This window comes from Bacillus sp. FSL K6-1145 (assembly GCF_038003425.1).
Taxonomy (GTDB): Bacteria; Bacillota; Bacilli; order Bacillales; family Bacillaceae; genus Bacillus; species Bacillus pumilus.
The window spans coordinates 2,234,122-2,249,534 of sequence record NZ_JBBOPC010000001.1 but is presented as its reverse complement, the minus strand read 5'-3'; the positions used below and the strand labels follow the sequence as shown (position 1 = coordinate 2,249,534).

19 protein-coding genes are annotated in these 15,413 nt (G+C 40.9%); 16 read left to right on the top strand and 3 right to left on the bottom strand.

What is annotated here, in order from left to right:
- Positions 1-73: 73 nt before the first annotated feature.
- From pstC to pstB (MHH41_RS11325), 4 genes are read left to right on the top strand one after another with little or no spacing between them, the layout of a single operon-like run.
- Positions 74-1,000 carry a phosphate ABC transporter permease subunit PstC gene (gene pstC, locus MHH41_RS11340; RefSeq protein WP_327839417.1) on the top strand — a complete coding sequence of 309 codons (927 nt, stop codon included), beginning with the start codon at positions 74-76 and terminating at the stop codon, positions 998-1,000.
- Positions 1,000-1,884: a phosphate ABC transporter permease PstA gene (pstA, locus tag MHH41_RS11335; protein WP_327839416.1), complete on the top strand. Its 885-nt coding sequence runs from the start codon at positions 1,000-1,002 to the stop codon at positions 1,882-1,884. The genes pstC and pstA overlap by 1 nt, the downstream gene beginning before the upstream one ends.
- 23 nt (positions 1,885-1,907) lie before the next feature.
- Positions 1,908-2,720, top strand: a complete 813-nt coding sequence (gene pstB / locus MHH41_RS11330; RefSeq protein ID WP_034620835.1) for a phosphate ABC transporter ATP-binding protein PstB — start codon at positions 1,908-1,910, stop codon at positions 2,718-2,720.
- 14 nt (positions 2,721-2,734) lie between these two features.
- Complete coding sequence (gene pstB / locus MHH41_RS11325) at positions 2,735-3,517, top strand: phosphate ABC transporter ATP-binding protein PstB (protein ID WP_137054969.1); 783 nt, start codon at positions 2,735-2,737, stop codon at positions 3,515-3,517.
- A 43-nt stretch (positions 3,518-3,560) separates the two neighbouring features.
- Here pstB (MHH41_RS11325) and MHH41_RS11320 read toward each other — a convergent pair whose 3' ends face one another.
- Positions 3,561-4,061, bottom strand: coding sequence for an endolytic transglycosylase MltG (locus MHH41_RS11320; protein ID WP_003217472.1), 501 nt, complete (start codon positions 4,059-4,061; stop codon positions 3,561-3,563).
- Entirely contained in the window at positions 4,058-4,405 is a 348-nt protein-coding gene (locus MHH41_RS11315) for a hypothetical protein (protein ID WP_003217285.1), read from the bottom strand. The genes MHH41_RS11320 and MHH41_RS11315 overlap by 4 nt, the downstream gene beginning before the upstream one ends.
- A gap of 421 nt (positions 4,406-4,826) precedes the next feature.
- Between MHH41_RS11315 and rpmG the strand changes: the two genes are divergently transcribed.
- From rpmG to MHH41_RS11260, 11 genes are all read left to right on the top strand, one after another.
- Complete coding sequence (gene rpmG / locus MHH41_RS11310; RefSeq protein ID WP_012010579.1) at positions 4,827-4,976, top strand: 50S ribosomal protein L33; 150 nt, start codon at positions 4,827-4,829, stop codon at positions 4,974-4,976.
- A gap of 48 nt (positions 4,977-5,024) precedes the next feature.
- The gene (locus MHH41_RS11305) at positions 5,025-5,585 is read left to right on the top strand and encodes a 5-formyltetrahydrofolate cyclo-ligase (RefSeq protein WP_335355988.1); all 561 of its coding nucleotides are present in this window, start codon (positions 5,025-5,027) and stop codon (positions 5,583-5,585) included.
- A gap of 78 nt (positions 5,586-5,663) precedes the next feature.
- Positions 5,664-6,128 carry a hypothetical protein gene (locus tag MHH41_RS11300; RefSeq protein ID WP_340866359.1) on the top strand — a complete coding sequence of 155 codons (465 nt, stop codon included), beginning with the start codon at positions 5,664-5,666 and terminating at the stop codon, positions 6,126-6,128.
- An 89-nt stretch (positions 6,129-6,217) separates the two neighbouring features.
- The gene (locus tag MHH41_RS11295; RefSeq protein ID WP_017367602.1) at positions 6,218-6,391 is read left to right on the top strand and encodes a hypothetical protein; all 174 of its coding nucleotides are present in this window, start codon (positions 6,218-6,220) and stop codon (positions 6,389-6,391) included.
- Positions 6,392-6,477: 86 nt separating this feature from the next.
- Entirely contained in the window at positions 6,478-8,016 is a 1,539-nt protein-coding gene (locus MHH41_RS11290) for a rhomboid family intramembrane serine protease (protein ID WP_340866358.1), read from the top strand.
- Between the two features lie 70 nt (positions 8,017-8,086).
- The gene (locus tag MHH41_RS11285; RefSeq protein WP_008342322.1) at positions 8,087-8,290 is read left to right on the top strand and encodes a YqgQ family protein; all 204 of its coding nucleotides are present in this window, start codon (positions 8,087-8,089) and stop codon (positions 8,288-8,290) included.
- A gap of 13 nt (positions 8,291-8,303) precedes the next feature.
- The gene (locus tag MHH41_RS11280; RefSeq protein ID WP_003217302.1) at positions 8,304-9,257 is read left to right on the top strand and encodes an ROK family glucokinase; all 954 of its coding nucleotides are present in this window, start codon (positions 8,304-8,306) and stop codon (positions 9,255-9,257) included.
- 213 nt (positions 9,258-9,470) lie between these two features.
- On the top strand, positions 9,471-11,390 hold the full coding sequence (locus MHH41_RS11275; RefSeq protein ID WP_340866357.1) for an LTA synthase family protein: 1,920 nt from the start codon (positions 9,471-9,473) through the stop codon (positions 11,388-11,390).
- 86 nt (positions 11,391-11,476) lie between these two features.
- A complete protein-coding gene (locus tag MHH41_RS11270; protein ID WP_340866356.1) occupies positions 11,477-12,601 on the top strand; it encodes a M14 family metallopeptidase in 1,125 nt (374 codons plus the stop codon).
- A gap of 155 nt (positions 12,602-12,756) precedes the next feature.
- Positions 12,757-14,010, top strand: a complete 1,254-nt coding sequence (locus tag MHH41_RS11265) for an MFS transporter (RefSeq protein ID WP_321999340.1) — start codon at positions 12,757-12,759, stop codon at positions 14,008-14,010.
- Between the two features lie 78 nt (positions 14,011-14,088).
- A complete protein-coding gene (locus tag MHH41_RS11260) occupies positions 14,089-14,403 on the top strand; it encodes an MTH1187 family thiamine-binding protein (protein WP_340866354.1) in 315 nt (104 codons plus the stop codon).
- 25 nt (positions 14,404-14,428) lie between these two features.
- Here MHH41_RS11260 and MHH41_RS11255 read toward each other — a convergent pair whose 3' ends face one another.
- Positions 14,429-14,602: a DUF2759 domain-containing protein gene (locus MHH41_RS11255; protein WP_003217333.1), complete on the bottom strand. Its 174-nt coding sequence runs from the start codon at positions 14,600-14,602 to the stop codon at positions 14,429-14,431.
- A gap of 157 nt (positions 14,603-14,759) precedes the next feature.
- Between MHH41_RS11255 and MHH41_RS11250 the strand changes: the two genes are divergently transcribed.
- Positions 14,760-15,398, top strand: coding sequence for an MBL fold metallo-hydrolase (locus MHH41_RS11250; protein WP_003217463.1), 639 nt, complete (start codon positions 14,760-14,762; stop codon positions 15,396-15,398).
- Positions 15,399-15,413: the final 15 nt, after the last annotated feature.

Sequence of the window (15,413 nt, the reverse complement as noted above, 5' to 3'; positions counted from 1 at the left end):
TTGAATTGCTGATGAAGGAAAAGTGGAGCTTTTCACTTTTCCTTTTATGACATTCATAGGAGTGTAGAAAAAGATGAAGCAGATAGAACATACAGAAGCGAGCGATCGGCTGATCAGCTCGAAGAAAAATAGGCAAATGGATGAAGTAAGAGGAAGTATTTTGGTGAGATTTTGCGCATTCTTAATGATTGCTGTATCAATCGCCATTACCATCTTCCTTGGCATTAAGGGTTTACAATCTTTCATCGTAAATGGTGTAAGCCCAATTGAGTTCTTAACCAGTATCAATTGGAACCCAACAGCAGAAAACCCGCAGTACGGCGCATTTCCTTTTATTTTCGGATCAATCGCTGTCACGCTCCTATCGGCAGTCATTGCAGCGCCGCTAGGCATCGCAGGCGCAATCTTTATGACAGAAATTGCACCTGCTTGGGGACGTAAAATCCTCCAGCCAGTCATTGAATTGCTTGTAGGGATTCCATCCGTTGTTTACGGATTCATAGGTCTTACAGTATTGGTGCCGTTTATCGGACATTTTAAGTCAAGCGGCTCAGGGCATAGCGTGCTAGCAGGAACGATTGTCCTGTCTATTATGATCCTGCCAACCGTTACATCCATTGCGACTGATGCAATGGGTTCACTACCAAAAAGTTTACGAGAGGGATCGTACGCATTAGGTGCAACAAGGTGGCAAACGATTAGACGTGTGCTTGTTCCAGCAGCTCTGCCAACATTAATGACAGCGGTCGTTCTTGGCATGGCTAGAGCATTTGGAGAAGCCCTTGCTGTACAGATGGTCATTGGAAACACGCGTAATTTACCAGAGAGCATTATGGATACAGCTGGTACATTAACAACCATTATTACGTTAAACATGGGTCACACAACGTATGGAAGTGTTGAGAACAATACACTTTGGTCAATGGGACTTGTCCTTCTAGTTGTATCATTTATGTTCATACTCATTATCAGATACTTGTCGTCTAGGAGGAAGATTTAATGAATAGCAAAATGACCGATCGTTTTGCCACATTTATATTTGGATTATGTGCTGCCATTATTACGGCGATTCTCGTTGGTTTGTTTTCTTATATCATTTTCAACGGTGCAAAAGAATTAAACTTCGACTTTTTAACAACCCGCTCAAGTGCGATTGGCTCTGGCGGCGGCATCAGGGATCAGCTGTTTAACTCGTTTTATATTTTGTTTATTACGATGCTGATTACAGTACCGCTTGGCGTCGGCGGCGGAGTGTATATGGCAGAGTACGCACCTCAAAACAAAGTCACAGACTTTATTCGTACATGTATCGAAGTGCTGTCTTCACTTCCGTCTATCGTCATTGGTATGTTTGGTTTACTCATGTTTGTGAATTTAACAGGCTGGGGCTATACGATCATTGGAGGAGCTCTTGCACTCACTGTGTTTAACCTGCCGGTGATGGTCAGGGTGACAGAAGATGCGCTGCGCTCTGTACCGAAGGATCAAAAGGAAGCATCATTAGCGCTTGGTGTAACGAAGTGGCATACAGTCAAAACGGTCCTTATTCCAGGTGCGCTTCCGTCTATTATCACTGGTGCGATTTTAGCATCAGGAAGAGTCTTTGGTGAGGCGGCTGCTCTTCTTTTTACAGCAGGTCTCTCCACACCGCGCCTTGATTTCACAAACTGGAGTCCTTTTTCTGATACGTCACCGCTTAATATTTTTAGACCGGCAGAAACATTAGCCGTTCATATATGGAGCGTCAATACACAAGGAATCATTCCAGATGCAGAGGCCATTGCAAATGGTGCATCAGCTGTACTTGTGCTTTCAGTCTTATTGTTCAACCTAGCTGCTAGATGGCTTGGTTCATTTATTCATAAAAAGCTTACGTCAAAATAATGTGAGAGAGGTGTGAAGGGGATATGGTTCAAATGCTAGCAGAAAAAAAAGAGATTGCAGCGAAAAAGGCTCCACTTCAGGCGGAACAGATTTTACAGGTGCAGGATTTAAGCATTTATTATGGTGAAAAAAGAGCGGTCAATCACATTTCATTCGAGATTGAGAAGAATGCAATCACCGCATTAATCGGCCCATCCGGCTGCGGGAAATCTACCTTTTTACGCAGCATTAATCGCATGAACGACTTAATTTCAGGTGCGAGAAGTGAAGGGGCGATTATGTACGAAGGATTAAATATTTTGGATGACCGTATTAATGTGGTGAATTTAAGAAGAGAAATCGGCATGGTCTTCCAAAAACCAAATCCATTTCCTAAATCGATCTACAATAACATCACCCATGCGTTAAAGTATGCCGGGGAAAAAAGAAAATCTGTGCTTGATGATGCGGTTGAGGAAAGCTTAACAAAGGCGGCGTTATGGGATGAGGTCAAAGATCGTCTGCACCGATCTGCTTTGTCATTGTCAGGCGGTCAGCAGCAGCGACTTTGTATTGCACGTACACTTGCGATGAAACCTAGTGTCTTATTATTAGATGAACCGGCTTCTGCCCTAGACCCTATCTCAAATGCGAAAATTGAAGAGCTATTAGGCGAATTAAAAAATGATTATTCAATCGTCATTGTGACACACAACATGCAGCAAGCGCTCCGTGTATCAGATCGTACGGCCTTTTTCTTAAACGGAGATCTAGTAGAATATGATGCCACAGAACGTATCTTTACACGTCCTGCACAGCAAAAAACAGAAGACTATATCAATGGTCGATTTGGATAAGGCGGGTGGATTTGATGAATGCAGTAGCAACTAAAGTAGCAAAAAAAGAAGTGTTTCGCGTAAATGATATGAATCTTTGGTATGGACAGCATCATGCATTGAAGCATATTGACTTAGCGATTAGAGAGCATGAAGTCACAGCGATTATCGGCCCGTCCGGCTGCGGAAAATCAACGTTTATTAAAACGTTAAATCTTATGGTCAAAACAGTGCCAGGTGTGAAAATCACTGGGGATATGATGTATAAAGATGACAACATTTTAAAAGGTCGTGTCGATTTAGTGGAGCTGCGTAAAAATGTCGGGATGGTGTTTCAAAAAGGGAATCCATTCCCTCAGTCAATTTTTGATAATGTCGTATACGGACCAAGAATTCATGGAGTTAAGAGCAAGCAGCAATTGAAAGAAATCGCGGAAAAAGCGCTTCGAGATGTTGCCCTATGGGATGAAGTGAAAGATCGATTAAGTGCTCCCGCTCTAGGCCTTTCTGGCGGTCAGCAGCAGCGTCTTTGTATCGCAAGAGCCATTGCTACAAGCCCAGACATCTTATTAATGGATGAACCAACATCAGCGCTTGATCCTGTCTCAACATTAAAGATTGAAGAATTGATTATGAAATTGAAAGAGAAATATACGATTGCCATTGTGACGCATAACATGCAGCAAGCGGCTCGGGTATCAGACCGAACGGCATTCTTCTTAATGGGGGAGCTTGTTGAGGTCAATGATACGAATGTGATGTTTTCTGAGCCAAACGATCAAAGAACGAATGATTATATATCTGGTCGATTTGGATAAGGAAACCCCCCTGGAGGTCAGTGCCACCAGGGGGGTTTTGTTGTTATTTTGTTAAGGCTTTGACAATCTGTTTGAATGTCATTCCTGTTTTTAAATTGAACTTGCCTGCACGAATTTCTTTATGGTAGCCGGCGTCAATTACGTAATCATTAAAATCTTTAGACGAGTTGATGATGCCGTCCTTTTCAAGCATGTCTGAAACATCACTTGTACTCATACCGTTTTTAATCACAAATTTGATCGATTTGCCTTTAGGCTTGTCCTCTTTTTGTTGATCACTTTTAGAATCTCCGTCTTCATTTGCCTTCAGCGCTTTTTCCTTATAGTCAAGAAGCTGCTGGTACGTTTCACGGCTGACAGTGACTTCTTTTTTGGAGTCTAAATAGTTTTTCACGTCAGTGTCTGTTACTTTCTGTGCGAGGGTTTCTTTTGTTGTTGTATCAGCTGCTGCCTCGTCTTTCCCAGTGAGGAAAAAGACAATCGCAAGAACCCCAGTTGCAAGAATCATACCTGCTGCAAACGTTTGGATGCTTTTTTTCGTCATACAAGCACCCTCTCGTTGTCTTTAATGATCATGTTGACATCTTCTACAGATACATGCTCAGCGCGCGCAATGGCCTCAGGAGACATGCCATTTTGGTGCTTTGAAATGATCTGTCTTGCGATGGATGGATCAATTTCTGAATGCTTGCGGACGACGATGTTTGTTTCAAGTAATTCTTCTTCAAGCACTTTCATTTTCTTTTTCAGTTTATAGATTTCTTGCATTGCAGATAGTTGAAGTGTTTCAAGTTCCTGCTCGACTTCTTTAATCGGTTCTCTTTGAAAATATGAGAATGCGATCAGTACAATACTGACAACAAGCAATCCGATAATTGCAATTTCCATGTTTCATCACCTTTTATTCATATTTTAATGCTGAAAGCCATAAAAGGCTTCCAAGATTGTTTCAGACAGTTTTCGACCCTTCTTTTTTATACCATAAAAAAGCTAGTTTCAAAAGGAATTGCTGAAGAAAATCACCTTTTTTTCATCTTTTTTCTTTTTATATGTAAAACGGGTATGAAAACCTTGCCTCGCTGTCAAAATAAATGAAAGCGGCGGGGAGAAGAGGGTCTCTCATGTATACAGTACGACAAAGGATCAGGTTTTATAGGGGAGCAGACGATTTTTCATGACATAAGCATGCGATATGTAAGTGGATGCACTCAAATTGAAATTGGTGAAAAAACATTCTAGCATTCCTAAGCTAGAAGTGGTATTATAGTTAGGTCTGAATGTGAATTGATTTTAGTTTGGAGGGAAAAATATGCGCGTAAATATTACTCTAGCTTGCACTGAATGCGGTGAGCGTAACTATATTACTAAAAAGAATAAGCGAAACAATCCAGATCGCGTTGAATTCAAAAAGTATTGCTCACGTGATAAAAAACAAACTGTACATCGTGAAACAAAGTAAGCAGCAGGGAATTTTCCTGCTGTTTTTTTATGATGGGAGATGATCTGTATGAAAAAGGAGCTTCGCCTTCAAACATTAGCCAAGCTTGATCAGATAAGCCCTGAAGAATTTGAGCGCAGCACGGCTTTACTTCATGAGCACTTATTGCAGCTGCCAGCATGGAAACAGGCGAAAACGATCGCTTTGACGATGTCTAGAGGAAAAGAGATACCGACAATGCCTCTAATTGAAAAAGCGTGGGAAGAAGGAAAAACAGTATGTATCCCTACCTGTTTTCCGAAAACAAAAGAGATGATGTTTTATGAATATACACCCGAAACAAAGATGACATCCAGCTACTTTGGGCTATTGGAACCAGACCCTCAAGTATCAACAGCTGTACATAAAGAAACCATTGATTTAATCATTGTGCCAGGGGTATGCTTCGATCAAAAAGGCTACCGGATTGGATTTGGGGGCGGCTATTATGACCGCTACTTAGCTGACTATCACGGGGTAACCATTGCACTTTGTCTGTCTTTACAGCAAATCAGAGATGTGCCGACTGAAGCGCACGACATACCGGTGTCTATGATTGTCAGTGAAAAAGGCACGTCATATCAAAAGTAAAAGTCCGCTCATTGTCCAAAGAACAGGCTTTTTCGTGTTTCATTAGGTCATGTCATGTGAGCTGATAGGAGGTCCGTTTTGAAAAAATTTCGTGGAAAGAAAAGATACTTCCGCAATATGTGGGAGGAAGTAAATACTTGTGACCTCAAACTTGATCAGGATTCATGGTTTTATTTTTGGCATACACACCTTGATTTTTTTGGGGTCGGGGAAAATAGCTTAAAATTAAGAAGAGAGCATATCAAAGCCCATATCGCTTTATATCATAGGCTGTTAAAACAGCTTGAAGGCTTTGAAAAGCCATACCAAACATGGATTTGTATTCACGAACATGACCCTGGTTTAGACGCTGTATATGTTCATACACCAAATCCATACGACAGTTACTTCCCTCACAAGATGGAAGAGGTAGAGCAGAATTGTAAGCTGCCTCATACGTTCAAGGATTTAATCGATCTTCATCAATTTGACGTTTCTTATGATCAATCTGAGTGTGAAGAGGTCTATTATATTCAATCAAAAGAACAAGGGATTAGAGTGTGAAAGCATATCGCATGGTAAGCGATAAAAATGATGGTTCATGCATAAACACATCCTATTTAAGCCACGATACGAACATAGGAGGGAATATGATGAATAAAATGATTTGGAGCATTGTGTTCACATTGTTTGCATTCGTTCTCGTGCAAAATCGTTACCGGCTGATGAATTTGATCTTAGGTCAAAATCAAGTGCGTCACTTTTTTATTAAGTGGCTGATGAAAATCCCATATTTTCGGACGAAATTTATTCGCCAAGCATTCTAATCCCGCAGACGCCGGGATTTTTTTGTTCAGAAATGCGGATCAGAACGATTCTTGTTATAATAATGTAAAAAATGGAGCGCGAATGAATGAATGTCATAGATAGTTTATTTTGGCGAGTTGTTGATGAATTAAGACAAAAAGGGTACGAGATGATTCAAAGTCCGTTTCCAGAAGATGAAATATTTTTTGAAGCACCACGAAACTCAGGGTATGATCTCATCCGTCTATATAGAAAAGATGTGAATTTTAAACAGGAGATCGTTCGAGATATCGAAGAACAGACGTATCGGATGGATCAGCTGAGAGAGGCCATGCGTAAACGTTCTCTGCATCTCTTACAGCTCCAATTTACAGCTGACGACCCTGTAGATGATTGGGAGGACCTAAACGGTCAACCGCAAAAAAAGCAAAAGGTGACGGTTACACCTGTATTACTGAATGCAGACACTCTTCAACACGACGTAAATGAGCTGCAAAAATGGCTCAATACATCGCTGACAGTGGATGTAGAAGAGGCAAAAAGAGACACAGCTGAAGATGTCATCCAGCTTAAAGTGAGCGTACTTCAAGCATTTGATGATCAGGAAAAGCAGCGTGAACGAGAACGGGCCGTTTTTCAAAATGGCAGACCGATTTTCACCTACCTGTTCATCGCTGTTCAAGTGGTGATGTTTCTTTTACTTGAACTATTTGGCGGAAGTACCAATACGGCAACTTTGACAGCATTTGGTGCTAAAAATAATGGGCTGATCTTAGATGGAGAATGGTGGCGTCTGATTACACCAATGTTTTTGCATATTGGCTTGACACACTTACTCTTTAATACATTTGCTCTTTGGTCTGTCGGAGCGGCTGTTGAGAAAATTTATGGCTCATGGAGATTTTTGCTCATCTATTTCATTTCCGGCATTTTTGGTTCCATAGCGAGCTTTGTCTTTAATACGGCCATCGCAGCCGGTGCATCAGGCGCGATCTTTGGATGCTTAGGTGCACTATTATATTTGGCAATTTCTAACCGCAAGCTCTTCTTCCGGACGATGGGGACAAATATTATTGTGATCATCCTCATCAATTTAGGGATCGGCTTTACCGTATCAGGTATTGATAACGCAGGGCACCTTGGCGGTCTGGTTGGCGGTTTTTTAGCGGCTTTAGCTGTCCGGCTTCCTAAACAGGTGAAGCCTGTCAAAATGTTTCTTGCTAGTATTGTTCTACTGTTGATTGGTGGTTTTGGATTGTATACAGGGTTTCATTCAGACGATCAAAAGGAAGCGGCAGCAGTAAGTGAGGCAGCAAGTTTATTTGATGACAAGAACTATAACGAAGCAAGTAAACGTCTAGAGGAATATGTACATCAAAAGGATGCATCAGCTGAGGCTCTACATATATATGCACTATCGGAAGCCCAGCTCGGACACCTTGACAAAGCGATTGGATTTTTACAAAAGTCGCTTAAAAAAAATCCAGATGATCCAAATAAACTGTATCATTTATCGTTGTTGTACGTAGAAAAAGGAGAGACAGCGAAAGCAGAGGAACTAATAGAAAAAGGGTTAGACCAAGATCCAAAAAATGATCAATTTTTAAAGCTGAAACAATATATTGAAAACACGCAAACACATTGAATGACTTGACTGAAAGCGCATTTATGAATACGCTTATTCTATCTGTTGATGAGAAGAAATGGTGGAAACAATGAAAACGTTATATGATGTACAGCAGCTGCTCATGAGATTTGGAAATTATGTGTATTTCGGAGATCGTGAAGTGGAATTAGAATTTATGGCAGATGAACTGAAGGAAATGTATACATCGGGCATTATTGACCGGACAGAATGGTCAAACGCAATGACGATTCTTCAAATGGAACTAGCCAAATTAAATCGAAAAACAATGTGAAGGTGGAGGGCATATGATCGGGGATTGGTTTGTAGGAGTTGATCTTGGCGGTACGACAATTAAGCTTGCGTTCATTAATCTATATGGTGAAATTCAGCATAAGTGGGAGATTCCTACGGATAAATCAGGGCAGACGATCACAGTCGATATTGCCAAATCAATTGACCACAAACTAGTCGAAATCAGTATGCCCAAATCAGCGCTGATTGGGATTGGAATGGGTGCACCTGGGCCTGTAGATAAAGTATCTGGGATTGTCTATAAAACAACGAATCTCGGCTGGACAAACTATCCACTCAAAGATCACCTAGAGGCAGAGACCGGACTTCCATCTGTCATCGAAAATGATGCGAATATTGCTGCACTCGGTGAAATGTGGAAGGGTGCAGGCGATGGCGCAAAAAACATCCTGATGGTCACACTTGGCACAGGTGTTGGCGGCGGCATTATTGTAAATGGTGAAGTTGTTCAAGGTGAGACAGGGGCTGGCGGAGAAATTGGCCATATTTGTGCCGTTCCATTCCAAGGAGCACCTTGTAATTGCGGGAGAACAGGCTGTATTGAAACCATTGCATCTGCGACTGGCATCGTCCGGCTTGCAAAGGATAAATTAGTAACAGAGCAGCATACATCTTCACTTGGCACGCTCACTTCACTGACTGCAAAGGAAGTGTTTAAGGCCGCTGAAAGTGGAGATGATCTTGCCATGCGTGTCGTAGAAGAAGTGACGACTCATCTTGGGCTTGTGTTAGCGAATCTTGCCAGTGCGTTAAACCCAACAAAAATCGTGATTGGCGGCGGTGTTTCAAAAGCAGGTGAGCTCCTTCGCAGTAAAGTAGAGCGCGTTGTTAAGCATCACGCATTTCCGCCTTGCGCTGATGATGTCGAAGTCGTGATTGCCTCTCTCGGAAACGATGCAGGAGTCATCGGCGGTGCATGGATGGCAAAAAACAAATGGTTGTCTTAAACAAAAAAGTCATCATGATGTCATTTTTATTAAAAAAAGCGATAGATGGGCATGAAATGAAATGTTTAGCATATTCATAAGTTTGTCATGAGGAAAAAGACATTGATTTTCCAGCACATACAGGATAAGATATAGTTTAGTTATTTTTGAAGAAGCACCAATAATTAGGGTGTATCCCTAGCTTGAGTGCTCGCTTAGCATAAGGAGGTTACAATGCGAAAGAAAAGATTAAAGGCGATTTCATTTTTACTGATTGCGACATTGCTCATGTGGGTCAAAACCTATGTTATCTATAAATCTAGCTTCAATATTAAAATAGAAAATTTCATGCAGGAGTTCATCCTGTTTATTAATCCGCTTAGCTTTATCTTGTTTATCTTCGGAATCGGTTTATTTATGAAAGAAAAAAATCGCAATCGATATATCATCGTGACGAGCTTTATTCTGACATTTATTTTGTTAGCTAACATTGTGTTTTACCGATTCTATAGTGACTTTTTAACCATCCCCGTCCTATTTCAAACAAACAATATGGGTGACCTCGGGTCAAGTATTACCTCTTTAATTGAACCAGTCGATTTTCTAATGTTCGTTGATATTATCATTTTAATGTGGCTCTATAAAAAGCAGCCTTCCTTTAGAACGGATGTCACCATTTCACGAAAAGAACGAGCAGCCTATTATTTATTTGTGACAGCGACTTTCTTCTTTAACCTTGGTTTGGCTGAAACAGAGAGACCAGAACTGCTCACTCGCTCATTTGACCGTGAGATGCTGGTAAAAAATATCAGCTTATATAATTTCCATATTTATGATGGAGTGCTGCAATCGAAGCAGTCTGCTCAACGAGCCCTTGCTGACAGCAATAGCTTAACAGAAATTGAAAACTATATAAGTGCAAATCAAACCGACCGTAATGAAAAGACGTTTGGTCAAGCAAAAGGACGAAATGTCATTCTTGTCTCACTTGAATCTACACAAAGTTTCGTGATCAATGAAAAACTAAACGGGAAAGAAATCACCCCGTTTTTAAACAAATTAATCAAGAAAAGCTACAACTTTACTAATTTCTATCATCAAACAGGTCAAGGGAAAACATCTGACTCAGAGTTTATTGTTGATAACTCTCTCTATCCACTTGGAAGAGGGGCTGTGTTCTTCACAAATCCAAGCAATGAGTTTACAGCCACACCTGAGCTGTTAAAGGATGAGGGGTACCATTCTTCTGTCATTCATGCGAATAACAAAAGTTTCTGGAACCGTGACCTGATCTACGATAGCTTTGGCTACGATAAGTTTTTTGATATTAAATCATTTGATGTAAATGAAGAAAATTCAGTTGGCTGGGGGCTGAAAGATGGTCCATTCTTCGAACAGTCAGCGGAATTGATGAAATCGATCCCGCAGCCTTTCTATACGAGATTGATTACATTAACGAATCACTTTCCGTTTGATCTAGATGAAGAAGATAAGCTCATTGATGAATATGATTCTAAGAGCAAAACGCTAAACAAATATTTCCCTACAGTGCGTTATCAAGATGAAGCACTTAAGCTTTTCTTTAAGAAGATGAAGGAAGCTGGGTTATACGATAACTCCATTTTTGTTTTGTATGGGGATCATTACGGAATTTCTGAAAACCATAACGAAGCCATGGGGCAATTTTTAAATAAAGAGATTACGCCATTTGAAGAAGTACAGCTTCAAAAAGTCCCGTTTGTTGTACACATTCCAGGGATCACAGACCAACATCCAAAAGAAATTGATACGGTAGGTGGTCAGGTCGATCTCCGCCCAACTGTACTCAATCTATTAGGAATTGATACAAGTAAACAAATTCAATTTGGCCATGACCTTTTATCGAAAGATACGAATGATTTTACCGTGCTTCGTGATGGCAGTTTTATTACGAAGGACAGTGTGTTCACAGATGGTGTTTGCTACAATAAAAAAACGGGTGAGCCAAGAGATGATGAGACTGTGTGTCAGTCTTATGAAGAGAAAGCAAAGCAAGAGCTCCAATTCTCTGATCAAATCATCTATGGGGATCTCCTTAGATTTTATGACCGGAATAGCCCGGACCATTCTCCATCTAAAAAAGAAGATGAAACTCAGCTAAAAAAGGCGTCCTAACATACGAGAAAACCTCTGTTATTTTTACATGCAGAGGTTTTCTTTTTTGGTCTGCCGGCTCATATAGTATGAGAGGAGGGATGTAAATGAAGACAACGTCGTTTGGGAAAATTGAATGGCACCTAGATGGAGAGGAGAAGGATCATGTAGCAAAGCAGTTAGGGATAGGGAATGCAGCTTTCCATTTATCCAATCAAATCAGCAATGAGTACCTCCTTTTACCGGGATACCGACTTCCGGAAGGCATCCATTCATTTTCTTCCATAGGTGAGCTGCAGAAATTTATTGCGCCTTACAGGCTGCAGCAATCCGATGATTGGATCAATGGAACCTTTGAATATGATAGTGCTCAATTAGAAGAAGAGCTGAGCTACTTGAAAGCCGCATTTCCTTTTCTTCAAATGAGCATCATAGGTCATTCAGTGCTTGATACACCTATTTATGAAATCCGAACAGAGCCTGTTCAGCATTTACATTCTATTCATTTGAATGCCTCTTTTCATGCAAATGAATGGATCACGACGTCTGTTTTAATAAAATGGCTGAAATCGCTGTGTTTGGCTGCATCTGACCCGGTGCAAGCAAGGCATCATGAAGCCGTTCATATTCTGCAAACCACAGCTCTCTCTATCGTACCATTGGTGAATCCAGATGGTGTGGACCTCGTACGAAATGGACCAGAGTCACTTGGTCTGAGCAGTGAAGAATTCACACCGCTACATGATGGATATGCTGACTATCAGGAGTGGAAAGCAAATATACGAGGGGTGGATTTGAACAATCAATTTCCTGCTTATTGGGAGATCGAATACTACCGTCATGAGACTAAGGCTCCGTCCAATCGAGGTTTTCCTGGGTATCAGCCGCTAACAGAACCAGAAGCGAAAGCGATGGCAAATCTAGCGTTACGAAAACGCTTTGACAGGCTTGTTGCTCTCCATACACAAGGAGAAGAGATATACTGGGGGTTTCTTGGTCATGAACCAGCCAGCTCAAAAGAAACGGTCAAACGATTCGAACAAGTAAGCGGCTATAAACCGATTCAATATCTTGACAGCTATGCAGGCTATCGCGATTGGTTTATTTATCAATGTCACAATGAGGGCTATACAGTCGAGCTTGGCCTAGGAAAAAATCCTCTTTCCATGAATCAATTTGACACGATCTATGAGAAAACAAAGCGGTTGTTATGGGAAGCATGTAAGTGTTAAAAAGCACCTGTCAGGTGCTTTTTACATTTGAACATGAAGCAATTTCTTATTGTCAATAAAAATAATGTTAGGGCAATTGACGAAGGCCGAATTGTGAGCTATTGTGAAAGGTATGGATGTAAAAAAAAGGATATGTTTTAGGGAGATGTCGATCATTGAGTGCTCAAAGCCTGTGGAAAAGGAATTTCACTTACTTATTTATGTCTAAAATGTGCAAAATAACAGCTGATAGTTTATCTTTCAACACCATCTTGTGGCTTTTAGTACTAGGCGGAAAAGGGGCAATTGGAACAGCCTTTTTTATTGCGGTCAGCTTTGTTCCGCAAGCCATTGTTGGGCCACTAATTACCCCAATGATGAAGCCGCATCAATTGAAATTTTGGATGTGTTTTGCTGATTTAACAAGAGGAGCGATAATTCTTGTGATTGTGGTCAGTTACTTTTATGGTTTCACGCCATTAGCACTTGTTATTGGGTGTATGCTGCTTCATTCGGCAACTGGTGGCTCCTACGAACCGGCGTCTGTATCAATTATTCCAAAGCTTGTCCATGAGGACCTCATACAAAAAGCGAATGCAACTATTCAATCAGCAAGTCATGTAGTCAGGCTTGTGACGGTCACGGTTTGTGGTGTCATGATTGCGTTTGTAGGGGTAGGATATACAATGCTTGTGATTATTCCTCTTTATCTCTTGTCCGCTTTACTTGTATTAATCATTACATATGAAACAGAAATCATCATTGATAAAGCCAAAAAAGGGGTATCATACGGCAAAAGATTGATTCGGGGATTTTCACTTGTGAGAAGGCATCATATTTTGTTCCCATTGGCGATTTTTTGTGTCTGCTCAAACTTTGCTGCCGCACCATGGGAAGCATTGTCTGTTATTTATTTAACAGAGGATTTACATAGTGGACCCGTGATCTATTCATTTATTAAAGTCACAACGGCACTAGGTGCATTCTTGATGGGGTTTGTTTTGACAAAGGTAAAAGTGAACCGGTATGGGCTGCTGTTTATAGGTGCCGGGATTGTTGATGGAATCTCGTTTTTCATCACAGGCATGAACGCATTTTTACCACTTGTATTTATATCAGCTTTTGCATTAGGTGCCGCCATCAGTGCAGTCAACGTGCCTGAACATACAATGATTCAATTGTCAGTAAAAGCAGAGGATCAGCCGCAAGTGTATGCAATTATCAATATGATCTCCTTCTTCATGATCCCTTTAGGCGCTCTCATTGGCGGCTATATGGCGACATTATTTGGTTCCGGATATGTCATTGCGGCTGGAGGCATCATTGAAGCTGTATCAGGGATATGCCTGCTGATATTCACAAAAATTGGGAAGGTAGAGAGGGCGGATTTGACGATAGAACGGGACAAACCTTCTTTAAATGCAACGTGAGCATGGCATGATGGATTGCGAATAGGTTACAATGAGGACGAGAAAACATGAGGATTTGAGTGGAAAGGGGCAATAAACATGGCCATAGCAGATGTCACTATCATTCCAATAGGCACGGAAACACCAAGTGTCAGTGCTTATGTAGCAGATGTACAAAGAATTTTAGAAGGCTTTCAAAAAGAAGGGAAAATTAATTATCAATTAACACCAATGAATACGTTAATTGAAGGTGAATTATCCGTTTTATTTGAGGTCATTCAGCGCATTCATGAAGCACCTTTTGAAAAGGGACTGCACCGTGTAGCGACCAATATCCGCATTGATGACAGGCGGGATCAAATCACAACACTTACAAGTAAAATAGAAAGCGTGAATAAGCACTTGAATCAATAAAAAAAGCCTGCTAAATGCAGGCTTTTTAATGTGCAGTTGGATAACCGCTATAGATGATGGTCATGACAGTAAACCAGCCAAAAACCAAAAATGTCGCGCCAGCAAAAGCGATGGCAAGTACGTTCACTTTTTTAAGTGAGCGATAGATCCCGAGTGCAGCTAAAATCGTGACTAGACCAAAAATAATGACGAGCATCATGTGAAAGTCCCCCTTTGTCATCAATCCCCTTGATTTCCTTTCTTTTCATTTTAACCGTTTTCATAAAGCTTGTCGAGTAGATTCCAGTTGACGATTGTTTGAATTTTTATTGTGTAGCCTTCATAATAAAAAAGAATGAATAAAGTAGGTGATGAAAATGAATTGGAGAAGAATGCCACTAGGCTATGTACAAGCGAATGCGTATATTTGGAAAAATGAGCACGGAGAATGTTTAATCTTTGATCCAGGCGGTGAAGCACAAAAGCTAATTTCCTATGTAAAAGAAAAACAGCTCACACCGCTTGCGGTCTTACTGACACATGCTCATTTTGATCATATCGGTGCCGCAGATGAAGTGCGCGCAGAGTGGGGAGTGCCACTCTATGTACACGAGAATGAAAAAGAATGGCTCACGAACGCTGAATTAAACGGTTCAGCTCGATTGATTGGAAATGGAATTACGGTCAAAGAAGCTGAAAAATTAATTACGTCAGAAGGAACTCTTCAAATTGGATCGTTTACATTAGAGATGTTCCACACTCCTGGGCATTCACCAGGCAGTGTGTCTTACTATTCGGCGGAAGAAGGATTTGTGATTTCTGGTGACACGCTATTTGAAGGCGGCATCGGGAGAACAGATTTAGTAGGGGGCAGTCAAGAAGTGCTGCTTCAATCAATTCATAACAAATTATTGTCTTTACCAGAATCAACTCTTGTTTTAAGTGGACATGGCGGAGAAACCACTGTACTTACGGAGCAGGAACAAAATCCATTTATCAATGGCTTTTCTCTTTAAACGTATGAAATAAAG